Annotated in this window: 12 protein-coding genes and 1 pseudogene; 5 read left to right on the forward strand and 8 right to left on the reverse strand. The window is 32.5% G+C overall.

From position 1 onward, the window contains the following. Positions 1-137 precede the first annotated feature (137 nt). Positions 138-512 carry a 30S ribosomal protein S6e gene (locus MMARC5_RS01955; protein ID WP_011868154.1) on the reverse strand — a complete coding sequence of 125 codons (375 nt, stop codon included), beginning with the start codon at positions 510-512 and terminating at the stop codon, positions 138-140. Between the two features lie 208 nt (positions 513-720). Then, positions 721-2,061, reverse strand: a complete 1,341-nt coding sequence (glnA, locus tag MMARC5_RS01960; RefSeq protein WP_011868155.1) for a type I glutamate--ammonia ligase — start codon at positions 2,059-2,061, stop codon at positions 721-723. A 168-nt stretch (positions 2,062-2,229) separates the two neighbouring features. Here glnA and aroA point away from each other — a divergent pair, with 168 nt between their 5' ends. The 5 genes from aroA to ecnA all read left to right on the forward strand — a co-directional run bounded on the left by aroA (position 2,230) and on the right by ecnA (position 6,697). After that, positions 2,230-3,519, forward strand: a complete 1,290-nt coding sequence (aroA, locus tag MMARC5_RS01965; protein WP_011868156.1) for a 3-phosphoshikimate 1-carboxyvinyltransferase — start codon at positions 2,230-2,232, stop codon at positions 3,517-3,519. A 65-nt stretch (positions 3,520-3,584) separates the two neighbouring features. Beyond that, positions 3,585-4,604, forward strand: a complete 1,020-nt coding sequence (locus MMARC5_RS01970; RefSeq protein WP_011868157.1) for a M24 family metallopeptidase — start codon at positions 3,585-3,587, stop codon at positions 4,602-4,604. A gap of 40 nt (positions 4,605-4,644) precedes the next feature. Continuing rightward, complete coding sequence (cbiD, locus tag MMARC5_RS01975; RefSeq protein ID WP_011868158.1) at positions 4,645-5,742, forward strand: cobalt-precorrin-5B (C(1))-methyltransferase CbiD; 1,098 nt, start codon at positions 4,645-4,647, stop codon at positions 5,740-5,742. 12 nt (positions 5,743-5,754) lie between these two features. Beyond that, a complete protein-coding gene (gene tsaA, locus MMARC5_RS01980) occupies positions 5,755-6,138 on the forward strand; it encodes a tRNA (N6-threonylcarbamoyladenosine(37)-N6)-methyltransferase TrmO (RefSeq protein ID WP_011868159.1) in 384 nt (127 codons plus the stop codon). Between the two features lie 7 nt (positions 6,139-6,145). Then, a complete protein-coding gene (gene ecnA / locus MMARC5_RS01985; protein ID WP_011868160.1) occupies positions 6,146-6,697 on the forward strand; it encodes a calcium-activated nuclease EcnA in 552 nt (183 codons plus the stop codon). A gap of 249 nt (positions 6,698-6,946) precedes the next feature. Here ecnA and lysA read toward each other — a convergent pair whose 3' ends face one another. The 6 genes and pseudogenes from lysA to MMARC5_RS09985 form a co-directional block, all read right to left on the reverse strand. Further along, complete coding sequence (gene lysA / locus MMARC5_RS01990; RefSeq protein ID WP_011868161.1) at positions 6,947-8,257, reverse strand: diaminopimelate decarboxylase; 1,311 nt, start codon at positions 8,255-8,257, stop codon at positions 6,947-6,949. A gap of 153 nt (positions 8,258-8,410) precedes the next feature. Next, a complete protein-coding gene (locus MMARC5_RS01995) occupies positions 8,411-9,265 on the reverse strand; it encodes a PhoU domain-containing protein (protein ID WP_011868162.1) in 855 nt (284 codons plus the stop codon). A 105-nt stretch (positions 9,266-9,370) separates the two neighbouring features. Further along, positions 9,371-10,135 carry an ABC transporter ATP-binding protein gene (locus MMARC5_RS02000; protein WP_011868163.1) on the reverse strand — a complete coding sequence of 255 codons (765 nt, stop codon included), beginning with the start codon at positions 10,133-10,135 and terminating at the stop codon, positions 9,371-9,373. Positions 10,136-10,169: 34 nt separating this feature from the next. After that, positions 10,170-10,931 (reverse strand): ABC transporter permease, encoded by a 762-nt coding sequence (locus tag MMARC5_RS02005; protein ID WP_011868164.1) that lies wholly within the window; start codon positions 10,929-10,931, stop codon positions 10,170-10,172. Between the two features lie 176 nt (positions 10,932-11,107). Then, positions 11,108-11,656, reverse strand: a complete 549-nt coding sequence (locus tag MMARC5_RS02010) for a hypothetical protein (protein WP_011868165.1) — start codon at positions 11,654-11,656, stop codon at positions 11,108-11,110. Positions 11,657-11,733: 77 nt separating this feature from the next. Next, positions 11,734-12,119, reverse strand: a pseudogene (locus tag MMARC5_RS09985) (DUF4186 domain-containing protein). Between the last annotated feature and the right edge of the window lie 45 nt (positions 12,120-12,164).

Raw genomic sequence — 12,164 nt, forward strand, 5'->3', positions numbered from 1 at the left:
TTTTTTAAATTACAAGAATACTTGAAAATCAATATAAAAATGACTTTAAAACTATAATCACTTTATGGCTAATCCTTTATATAGATATATAATCTTTAAAAAAGTCTAACCAACTAAAATAGAAAAAAAGAGTTAATTTATTCGATGCTTTCAGGTTCTCCGCCGAGTGGTGCTGAACCGTATTCTACAACTTTTGTGTTGATTAATGTAATGTCTTTAGAGATTGTGTTTCCTCTTAAGCTTTTTCTTCTTCTGAGACCTTTTTCTTTAACATTGTATCCAGGTCCGCTTTTTAAGAGTACTCTCATTTTCATAGCGCCGTGAATGTCATGTCTCATTGCAAATCCACATTTGTCGGATCCGCCTGTGATTTTTAATTTGTATCCTTCTAATTCAACAACTGAACCGCTGATTTCGTCACCGATTTTTTTACCGATGAGTGCAGTTGATTCTGTTTCGAATTGGTATGATTTTCCTGTTTTAGAATCTGATACAACAACTTTAAAAGCCATAATATTACCTCGTTTTTGTTTTAATATATCTTGTTTCAAATCGTTCGCGAAAAAGCTCTAAAAATTTATTTTTCCAAAAATTTTCCTAAATTCCCGTCTCTGTTCTATTACTAACTTCTTACTTTTATAGTTTTTGGAAAGATCAACGGGGATAATAATCGGTAAAACTCGAATAAACCATTAATAAAAAAAAGTTTAAAAAAAGTAATTAGATTTTTAAGTATTGTTTTGTTTCCCAGTCTGTAACTGAGGTTCTGAATGAATCCCATTCAGCATTTTTGATTTCAATGAAGTTTTCAAAGATGTGTTTTCCTAATGCATCTTTCAATACTGAGTTGTTTTCTAACTCGTCAAGCGCAGCTTTTAAGTTTGCAGGAACTGATTCGATTCCTTCAGCTTTTTTCTGAGCTTCACTCATTGCAAAGATGTTCTTTTCAACAGGGTCTATAGCACTTAATTTTCTTTTTACACCATCTAAACCTGCTGCAAGCATTACTGTGAATGCTAAGTATGGGTTACATGATGGGTCAGGTGCTCTGAATTCAATTCTTGTTCCCTTTCCTCTTGGAGCTGGAACTCTAACGATTGCACTTCTGTTTGCATTTGCCCAAGCAATGTTTACAGGAGCTTCGTATCCTGGAACTAATCTTTTGTATGAGTTTACTGTTGGGTTTGTAACTGCAACAATTGATTTCGCATGGTCTAAAATACCTGCAACATAGCTCATACAGGTTTCACTTAATTGGTATTGTGCGCTTTCATCGTAGAATGATGGTTCACCGTTTAACCAGATACTCTGGTGGCAGTGCATACCGCTTCCGTTGATTCCGAAGAATGGTTTAGGCATGAATGTAGCTTTTAAACCTTCTTGTGCAGCAAGTGTTTTGATTGTTGTTTTGAAAGTTACAACGCTATCTGCAGTTTTTACAGCATCTGCGAATTTGAAGTCAACTTCGTGCTGACCTTCTGCAACTTCGTGGTGGCTTGCTTCTACGTGGAAACCTAAGTTTTCAAGAGCGAATACGATTTTTCTTCTGATATCGCATCCTCCATCAAGAGGTTCTAAGTCGAAGTATCCTGCATCATCTGCTGGAACCCATGAACCGCATGCATCTTCTTTTAAGATGAAAAATTCTGGTTCAGGACCTACGAAGAATTCTCCACCGAGTTCTTCATCGAACTTAGCTAAAACTCTTTTTAAGCATCCTCTTGGGTCTCCTTCGAATGGTTTTCCGGTTGTAGTGTATACATCACAGATAACTCTTGCAACTGATTTTTCGGTTGGTCTCCATGGGAGTACTGACAATGTTTTTAAGTCTGGCTTTAACATCATGTCAGAACTTTCAATTGAAACAAATCCTTCAATTGAAGAACCATCGAAGTATAATCCTTTTTCCAATACATCGTATAATTCTTCCTCACCAGCAGCACCTGCTTTTACTGGGTAAGCGATGTTTTTTGGCTCACCGTGTATGTCTACAAACTGGAATCTTATGAATTTAACGTTGTTCGTTTTTATGTAGTCCATAGCCTGTTCAACAGAATTCATATTCATGCCTCCGAAATCATTGATATATAGGAAATAGCTTTCCGCTTTTTCAATATATATATTTTACGGTACGTAAATCAATATTTATTAATATATATTAGCTATAATTCTGGTATTGCTAACATAAAATCTATTTACTTCAATATTAATATTATATTCGGTGATTTAATGCTGGTAGTTAAAAAAACCCCTAAAATAAAAGGAATATTAAGCGCTCCCCCATCAAAATCTTATACGCACAGGGCAGTTATCTGTGCCTCTCTCGCAAACGGAATATCTAATCTAAAAAATCCGTTAAATGGCGCAGACTGTTTATCTTCTGCTCACGCATGCGAAATGTTCGGAGCTGAAATTGAATTAAGCAATGAAACTTGGGTAGTTAGGGGTTCAGAATTAAAAACGCCAGATAATATTGTTGATATTGGAAACAGCGGAACTACTTTAAGAATATTGACGGGAATTTCTTCTCAAATTTCAAATGGGTATACGGTACTTACTGGAGACGATTCAATTCGAAAAAGACCAATGCAACCACTTTTGGATGCATTAAATCAACTAGGACTGACCTGTTTTTCAACAAAAAATAATGGGACTGCCCCAATTGTTGTTAAATCTGGAAAAATTAGCAACAATGTAGTTGAAATTAGGGGAGACGTGAGTTCCCAATTTATAACTTCCATCATGATGACATTACCATTTAGTGAAAATGACTCTGAAATTGTATTAACTACTCCCTTAAAGTCTGAACCTTATTTAAACATTACAATAGATGTTTTAGATAAATTTGGAGTTAAAATCGAGAAAAACGAAGAAAAAAATAAATCAGGATATAAAATTAAAGGAAATCAAAAGTATTTACCATGTGATTACACAATTGAAGGAGATTATTCCTCTGCATCTTACCTTGTTGCGGCAGGAGTTTTATTAAATTCTGATATTGTAATTAAAAACGTATTTAAAGATTCAAAGCAAGGAGATCGGGAAATTATTGAAATAGTTAAGAAAATGGGCGCAAATGTGGAAATAAATGAAGATCATGTTAAAATTACAGGTCCTTACAAATTAAAAGGAATTGAAATCGATGTAACAGATATTCCAGATTTAGTTCCAACTATTGCAGTTTTGGGATGTTTTGCTGATGGAAAAACAGTTGTTTACAATGGGGAACACGTAAGACTAAAAGAATGTGATAGACTTGCAGCATGCACTACTGAATTATCAAAAATGGGTGCAGAAATCGAGGAAAAAAAAGATGGACTTATAATTACAGGAGTTCATAAATTAAACGGGGCAAAACTTAAAACCTACCATGATCACAGGCTTGTAATGGCATTTACTATTGCAGGAATGCTTGCTGATGGGGAAACAATAATTGAAGGCGAAGATTCAGTTAAAATCTCGTTTCCCGATTTTGTAGATAACATGAAATCAATTGGAAGTAATATTGAAGTAATTTAAAATAACTTTTTCTAAATTTTTAAAAAATAATATTTAATAAATTATTTACGTTAAAAGGCGATTTTATGGATAAGTTTGGGGAATTTTTAGAGTATTTGAAAGAAAATGACATAGAAAAAGCAGTTATTACAAAAAAAGAAACCATAAACTACTTTTTAGAAAAGTATCCTCCAAATTTTTCAATGCTTATTTTTGATAGTAAAAAAGGTACAACAGCACTTCAAGTTTCAAAACTCGATTTTGAAATGGCAAAAGAATACAAGAACAAAAATCTTGATATCGAACTCTACGAAAATTTTGAAAGTACATTTAAAGGTTGCAAGGGAATTGAAGATACTCTTCCGATCCGGTTTTTGAAATTTGTTAAAGATTACAAGTTAATTTCTAAAAAAATCGAGGAAATGCGGGAAATTAAATCAAAAACCGAAATTGAAAATATCAAAAAAGCTGCAAAAATAAGCGACGATGCAATTGAATATGCCACTAATTTTGCGCTCGAAAATGATAATTTAACTGAAAACCAAGTTGCAGCAGAAATCGAGTATTTTATGAAGAAAAATGGAAGCATTCGGCCTTCATTTGACACAATATCAATTTCTGATAAAAAGACACGACTTCCACATGGAATGCCTTCAAACGATATTGTAAAGAACATACTTTTAATGGACATCGGGGCGCTTTATGAAGGCTACTGTTCAGATATTACAAGAACAGTAATTTTAAATGAAAATATCAAGAATTACTCTGAAATATATAATATTGTAAATTCTGTGAAAAAAGAAGCAGAAAAAAATTTAAAAGCTGTAATCTCCGTAAAAGAACTCGATTTAATTGCAAGGGAACATATGGGCGAATTTAAAGAGTATTTCATACATTCTCTTGGACATGGTGTTGGGGTTGAAATTCACGAAAATCCTGCAATTTCTTCAAAAATAAAAGAAGACATAATATTAAAAGAAGGTATGGTCATCACAATTGAACCTGGAATTTATATGGATGATTTTGGAGTTCGGATTGAAGATCTTTATCTTGTAAAAAAGAACGGCTTTGAAAAATTGAGCAATGCAAAAATTTTAGAATACTAACTTACCATTTTTATTATGATGTTTATTATTTTGTGATTTTATGAACAAGATTGATTTTAGACTTGAAAAAACTTTTGGATACACTACAGGTGCATGTGCGGCGGCTGGATCATATTCTGCGCTCTATTTTTTAAAAAATAATAAAAAATTAGATTTTGTTGAAATTTTAAATTTAAAGGGCGATTCTTTAATTATTCCTATTAAAAATATCGAAAAACAAGGAAACACTGCAATTTCAACAGTTGAGAAATTTTCAGGAGAAGATATTGATATTACAAATGGAATGGATATCAAAATAAAAGTTACTCTTGAAAATATGGATAATAATTGCTCAAAATCTAGCAACGTTAAAATTATCGGTGGAACTGGGGTTGGATTTATTACAAAGTCCGGTTTACAGGTAAAACCTGGAAAACCTGCAATAAACCCGAAACCAAGAGAAATGATCGAAACTAATTTAAAATCACTTTTAAAAGATAATGAATGTGTAACTGTAAAAATTTCAGTTCCAAATGGGGATGAAATTGCTAAAAAGACATTAAATCCAAAACTTGGGATAATTGGTGGAATTTCAATTCTTGGAACTACGGGAATTGTTCGTCCGATGTCAAATGACGCTTACAAAGAGTCCCTTGCACCCCAAATTGATGTAGCTTTGGCGAATAATTTTAAAAACTTGATATTTGTTCCTGGAAATATCGGAACAAAACATGCTAAAATTTTATTGAATGCAGAAGAAGACCAGATTATCGAAGTTTCAAACTTTTGGGACCACATGCTTGATAAAGCGAAAGAGAAAGGAGTTAAAGATATAACTGTTTTTGGACACGCTGGAAAAATTGTAAAGCTTGCAGGAGGAATTTTTGACACCCATTCAAGGGTTGCGGATGCAAGAAACGAAATACTCTGCGCATATACATCGTTAGCAACACAAGATGTAAAAATACTTCAAAAAATACTTCAATCGAACACAACTGAAGATATAGTTGAAATATTAATTGAAAAAGGTATTTTAACAGAAGTTTTTGAAAAAGTTTCAAAAAGAGTCGTCGAAAGGCTTTCTTTGAGGTGGGAAGGAATTAATTTTTCATGTATCATAATAGATATGGAAGGGAATATACTTGGAAAATATGTGTAAGGGGTTGAAATTTTGAAAGGACATGAATACAAAATTTTTGAAATTGGACTGTTTAAAAAAGAGGGGGAAAATTCATATTTGGAAATTTACGACGAATTTTTAGATGGAATTGACGGATTAACTAAAAATTCAAAGATTTTAATTTTTTTATGGTTTAATAGGTCTGATAACGAAGATAAAAGAACTATATTAAAAGTTCATCCGAGGGGAAATATTAATAACCCGATAAGAGGAGTTTTTTCTACAAGGTCCCCCATGAGACCAAACCCTATCGCACTTTATACTGTAAATATTGAAAAAATTTCTGGAAACAAGATATATATTGAAGAAATTGATGCATTTTCAGAAACTCCAATAATTGATATAAAAAATTATTCAAAAGAACTGGATTTATAGGGTTATTATGAAAAGGATAATTTTTTTAGCCCCCATTTTAGTTTTAATGTTTTCAGGTTGCATCTCTAACAATGATATTGATTCAGGGGATTTCATAGATTCTCACGAACATTTATTTGGAACTGTTACCAGAGTAGTCGATGGTGATACAGTACACGTTGATTCAAACGGGGTCGATTATAATATCCGGCTTTTGGGAGTTGATACTCCAGAAACTTACCAAAAAAACAGTATTTCAGAATATTATATTACTTACGAAACTCCAATTACAGATACTGAATATTTAGATTACTGGGGACATTTAGCAACAAACTATACAAGAGATACTCTTGAAAACAAATCGGTTTACGTGGTTTTTGATAAAAATAGCGATAAAAAGGATAAATACGGAAGATACCTTGCATACATATATTTAGATAATGAAAATTTCAACGAAAATTTAATAGAATACGGCTTTGCAAGAGTATATGTCAGTGATTTTGAATTAAAGGATAATTTTTTAGAAACTGAAAAAACGGCAAAATCCGACAGAATCGGTCTTTGGAACTATAACAACTAATATTTCAAAAATCTGAAACATTTTTTAACTATTATAACTCGATTCATTTCGGAACCAGTATATACTTTTAAAAATAAATATCCTCTTCGGGTGGATATAATGTTAAGATACGACTTAAAGGCAGAACATAAAATAATATTTCTTATATTGTTCTCTACTGTTTTTTGCACGATATTATTCATTATTGGCTAGTTTACTAATATTTCAGGCATTTTTTTTATTTTTTAAAAAGTTTAAAAAGAATTTAAATTACAAAAGATGGTTTGGCACGATATCTTTTGAAATTAAGTCTGCAAGGGTTTCTCTTGCCCGGATCAATGAAACTTCTTTTTCGTTGGTAAGAATCATTGCAGGTTTTCCTCTTGAATTGTAGTTGTTTGCCATGCTGATTCCGTATGCTCCAACGTCTAAAATTGCAACGGTGTCTTTTATTTCCATTTTTGAAAGTTCCCTATCTTTTCCAAATACATCAGAACTTTCGCAAAGTCCTCCTGCAATGCTTACAACTTCTTTTTCGTCTCTTACGGTACAGGGAACGATTTCGTGGTATGATTCGTAAATTGCTGGCCTCATCATGTCGTTCATTCCAGCATCAATCATTATCCATTTTGCAACAGGTGTGTCTTTAACGTGTTCAACAGTTCCAAGTAAAACTCCTGCAGTTGCAACTAAACTTCTTCCAGGTTCTAATATAAGATTTGGAAGTTCGATTTTTCCTTCATATTCGTAAATTACATCGAGAATTGCTTTTGAGAGGTCTTCTTGAACAGGAATTTTTGTATTTTTATCATACGGGATTCCAAGACCCCCGCCTAAGTTTACATCCTTTATTTCAATTCCTTCATTTTTAAGTAAAACTACGAAATCCATGATCTTTCTTGCTTCTTCAACAAATGGGCTGATGTATGTTAATTGGGATCCTATATGGCAGTGGATTCCAACAATTTTTACATTATCCATTTTTTCTGCCATTTTAATTGTTTCAAGAGCAATTCCGCTTTCAATGTCGAGCCCGAATTTATTCTTTTTCATCCCTGTTGAAATTTTAGGGTGTGTTTTTGCGTCAACATTAGGATTTACTCTAAATGCAACGTTTGCAACTTTTCCCATTTCTTTTGCAGTTTCGTTGATTAAAATAAGTTCGCTGATACTGTCAACATTGAATGCCCTTATTTCAGCTTCAATTCCCATTTTAATTTCGTCTTTTAATTTACAATTTCCGTTAAATACAATTTTTTCGGAAGGAACATCTGAAAGTTTTGCAATGTATAATTCCCCTGCACTCACGATATCTGCACCGCATCCGAGTTTTGAAAGGAGTTTTGTTACAGCAAGGTTCGTGTTTGCTTTGTATGCAAATGAAATTATGAATTCTTTTCCGGTTTTTTCAGAGTATTCTTTAAATGATTCAACGTATCTTGTAAAGTTTTTAACGGTTTGTGTTTCACTCATGACGTAGAGTGGAGTTCCGTAAGCTTTAGCAAGTTCGTTTGCATTGTATCCATCAATTTTTAAGTTTTTACCTTCAACGGTAAGCATTTCATTCCCCAAGAATTCCATGATTTCACCATAAGTTGTTTTTTCATCATAAGCAGTGATATTATTTAAATATGTCGATGAAATACAATATATGGCTCATCCTTTAATTAATATCTCGTTAAAAAAGCAGGATTAAAAAAAGACAGTATAATGAATATTATTTTAATATTAAAATTATTTCAAATTCCTAACGTATTCTGGAGTTTTAACGTTTTTTGGAATATTGTAGTGGAATTCACGACCGAATTCAAATATTTTAAGACTTCTGTCCCCAAATCTTTCGACATCTTTTAAAAACATTCCAAACTGGATGAACTGGTTAATGTCTTTCAAATTTTCATCAGGATTTTCTGAAAGTTTTTCCATCATGATATCGAGTTTTTTGTGGAGGTTTCCTTCCAATTCGTAAATTTCTGTATCATTCGTCTTATGTTTAACCATATTCATTGCATGATTGAACATTTTTGAAATTATATCCTGTATCTCAAAAACTTCTTTTTTTATTGCAGGGTCAACAAAAAGCCCATTTACAATTTCTTCTGCAATGTTTGAAAGGTAATCTCCACATCTTTCGATATTTCCTGCAATGTCGGATATCTGCATTAGACTGTTCATGTCCATGTATTTTGAAGCTTTCAGTTTAATTACGAGGTTTACTTCATCTTCCATTCGGTTTAATGCGTAATCTTCAAGAATAATATTTTTAGCAATGTCTAAATCATGGGTTTTTAACGAATCAAATGCCTTATCGATATTTTGAATAACGTTATTTCCCATTCTATCAAAAGTTTCGTAAATCTCTTTAAAATATCGATCAGTTTCTATGTAATCTTCGAATTCTTTTAATTTTTCAAGATTTACAACATAAGGGTGCATTATCGCCCCCCCATCTACAAGCGGTTTTAGCAGTTTTGCAACATACCGTCTGCTTACGTTTAACCTGTCTGCAATATCATCCTGAGTTTCTGGTTCTTCGTCAAGAATAATGTTTATTATTGCAGCAAGGGTCGCATCCTTTCCCCTCAACATAGTATCCCTTTGACGAATTAAATTTCATATAATTTGAATAATAGTTCATTAAAAAAGAATACGTGTTTAAGATATATAAATTTACGTAATATAAAAAAGTGAGAATTATACGTAAGTTTTTAAAACTTCGGATTTTAACTCGTCAATTATTTTTTTCTTGTATTCTAAGAACTCGACACTTGTTCTTTTTCTTGGTCGGCCCAAATCTATATCAATAATGCATTTTATTTTTCCAGGTCGTGCAGTCATGACAACAACACGGTCTGACAGATAAACTGCTTCATCAACACTGTGCGTTACAAAAACAACGGTCTTTTTTTCACTTTCCCATATTTTTAAGAGGTGATCCTGTAACACTGCTCTTGTCTGTGTATCGAGGGCTCCAAATGGCTCATCCATCAGTACAATTTTGGGGTCATTTGCAAGAGTTCTAGCAATTGCAACTCTTTGTTGCATTCCGCCACTTAATTCGTAAGGGTAAGAATCGCAAAATTCTTCAAGTCCAACCATTTTTATAAATTTTTTAGCAATTTCAATTCTTTCTTCCTTTGGAACGTTTTTAATTTCAAGTCCAAAAGTAACATTTTGAAGAACTGTTTTCCAAGGAAGAAGGGTGTACTGTTGAAATACCATTCCTCTATCTGCATCAGGGCCTAAAACGTCCTTTTTATCGAGGTAAATTCCTCCGGATGTTGGATTTTCAAGTCCTGCAATCATTCTTAAGATTGTGGATTTTCCACAGCCGCTGGGGCCAACAATTGATACAAATTCGTTATGTTGTACAGATAAATCTACATTATCAACTGCAACAAGGTCTTTTTTACTGTTTCCAAATTTTTTGATAAGATTTTTAAGTTCTAGAACTGACATGGTTAATCCGTCCGATTTTAAGTTATTAAATTATTTATTTTATCATTTTTTTCCAGCAGAAGTATTTGGTTTCAATATATCTAAGCCCTTTATCAAGAATTATTCCAATTATTCCAATTATTATCATAGAAGCTACGACAACGTTCATTTTGCTCAAAGAATATGCATACATGATTAAATATCCAAGTCCGGCATCACTTCCAGGAAGCATTTCCGCTGCAACAACACACATCCATGCAATTCCTGCTCCAACCCTAAGTCCTGTTAAAATATCTGGGGAAGACGCTGGAACTACAACACTCTTTAAAATATCTTTTGTAGATCCTCCAAGAGTTTTTGCAGCTTCAACCATGATTACAGGTACGCTTTTAACTCCTGAAATTGTGTTTATTAGGATTGGGAAAAATGCACCTATGAATATGATGAAGTGCATTGAGGATTCGCCAATTCCAAACCATGCAAGGGCAAGCGGAACCCACGCAAGTGGAGGGATAGGCCTAAAGAGTTCAACCGACATATCTAATAAGTCGTTTATAAGTGAATAATAGCCCATGAGAAGTCCAAGGGGAATTGCAAAAGCTCCTGCAATGAAAAAGCCTATTAAAACCCTTTTAATGCTCACAATCGTGTTTTCAATTAAATTTCCTGTCCCTAGTATGCCTACCCCCGGATTTAAAAGGATTGAAATTACACTTTCAACTTTTGGGAGGATTACGGGATTATTTAAATAAATTGCAAGGATTTCCCACGTTAAAATTCCAATTACTGGTAAAATAAGGTTTTTTAGTAGTTTCATTTAAATTCACCGTATTAATAAAATAACTAACGTGATTATTGTTATTAGAATATACAAAAGTTTAACTATATAAATTTAAAAGATTCAAAGCAAAATTTTTTAGCTAATTCGGTAAAAAAAGACCAGTTAATTTCGAATAAGAAAAATATCGGGATAATAAAAAATGTAAAAATAAATTAGGAAAGCATTGCAATTACAAATCTTGATTCTGCTTTATCGAGTTCTTCCAACGAGTTTCCTTCAATTACATAAGTATTGTTGTATTTTGTAATGGTTGCTGAATTATTGGTTCTTTCGATCTGGATAATAAGTGTTAAATTGCTGTTTTTTACTTTTTCAATGTCTTCGGTATTGTTAAACAAAGTTTGATCGGCAATTTCGTAAGGATATGTCGTAGTAAAGACGCTCACTTTTGAAACAAGATCTGTAAGTACGATACCACCTTCTTCGTTTGATATAGTTGGATCGTATTCAAAGTACATTATTTTGTAGTTTCCGCTTGTATAATCACTTTTTATGTCTGAATCATTCGTATTTATTAAAGATGTAGTCATTGAATCATTTATTACTGCTCTTAACGGTACATTTACCATTGTGTCTCCAAACTGAACTACTAATGTACTGCTGTAGTCGCTTAAGTCTTCACTTCCGCCGTCTGTTTTATCAGTGCAGAGGCAAAAACTACTTAATAAAACGAGCGACAAAATCAAAACAATTTTTTTCATATTTTCACCATATAATAATTTATTACCTTATACCGCCCATTACTTTTTAAATGTATCGAAATCGTTCGTAAATTGGCTTAATCCATCATTTGAATGTTTATCCAAAACATGATAAGTCCAACAAGGTATTCGACTTCGTTATCAGTTAATTCCCTATTCTTTGGAAATTTATGCCATTTTTCAATACATTCCCTACAGCAAGTTACAGTTGCATGCTGTGCGATAAATACGGGATTTCCTTTTATGGGGGTCTGTTTTACATCGTTTTTTATAAATTCTGGTTTAATTCTCGTATTTATAAACTCAAATGCTGTTTTTCAATATTATTTATTCCTTTATCATTAATATATTCTTTATTATGGTTATTTAATTGAAATTTACCCCTAAATTCTGATTTCATCATGTTTTTATAAATTTCTTTATATTTTTTGTAGTCTGAAATATCAATAAATACCCTAAACATAACATAAAAATTTCAAAAAGTGCCAAAAAAATGTTTCAATTACTA

The sequence above is a fragment of the Methanococcus maripaludis C5 genome, from assembly GCF_000016125.1.
GTDB lineage: Archaea > AGJL01 > Methanococci > Methanococcales > Methanococcaceae > Methanococcus > Methanococcus maripaludis_D.

Bases quoted from the DNA above. Each gene is read 5' to 3' on its own strand.
- MMARC5_RS02005 (WP_011868164.1), bottom strand. From the start codon at position 10,931: ATGAAACTACTAAAAAACCTTATTTTACCAGTAATTGGAATTTTAACG.
- MMARC5_RS01970 (WP_011868157.1), top strand. From the start codon at position 3,585: ATGGATAAGTTTGGGGAATTTTTAGAGTATTTGAAAGAAAATGACATA.
- aroA (WP_011868156.1), top strand. From the start codon at position 2,230: ATGCTGGTAGTTAAAAAAACCCCTAAAATAAAAGGAATATTAAGCGCT.
- MMARC5_RS01955 (WP_011868154.1), bottom strand. From the start codon at position 512: ATGGCTTTTAAAGTTGTTGTATCAGATTCTAAAACAGGAAAATCATAC.
- glnA (WP_011868155.1), bottom strand. From the start codon at position 2,061: ATGAATTCTGTTGAACAGGCTATGGACTACATAAAAACGAACAACGTT.
- MMARC5_RS02000 (WP_011868163.1), bottom strand. From the start codon at position 10,135: ATGTCAGTTCTAGAACTTAAAAATCTTATCAAAAAATTTGGAAACAGT.
- ecnA (WP_011868160.1), top strand. From the start codon at position 6,146: ATGAAAAGGATAATTTTTTTAGCCCCCATTTTAGTTTTAATGTTTTCA.
- MMARC5_RS02010 (WP_011868165.1), bottom strand. From the start codon at position 11,656: ATGAAAAAAATTGTTTTGATTTTGTCGCTCGTTTTATTAAGTAGTTTT.
- MMARC5_RS01995 (WP_011868162.1), bottom strand. From the start codon at position 9,265: ATGTTGAGGGGAAAGGATGCGACCCTTGCTGCAATAATAAACATTATT.
- cbiD (WP_011868158.1), top strand. From the start codon at position 4,645: ATGAACAAGATTGATTTTAGACTTGAAAAAACTTTTGGATACACTACA.
- lysA (WP_011868161.1), bottom strand. From the start codon at position 8,257: ATGGAATTCTTGGGGAATGAAATGCTTACCGTTGAAGGTAAAAACTTA.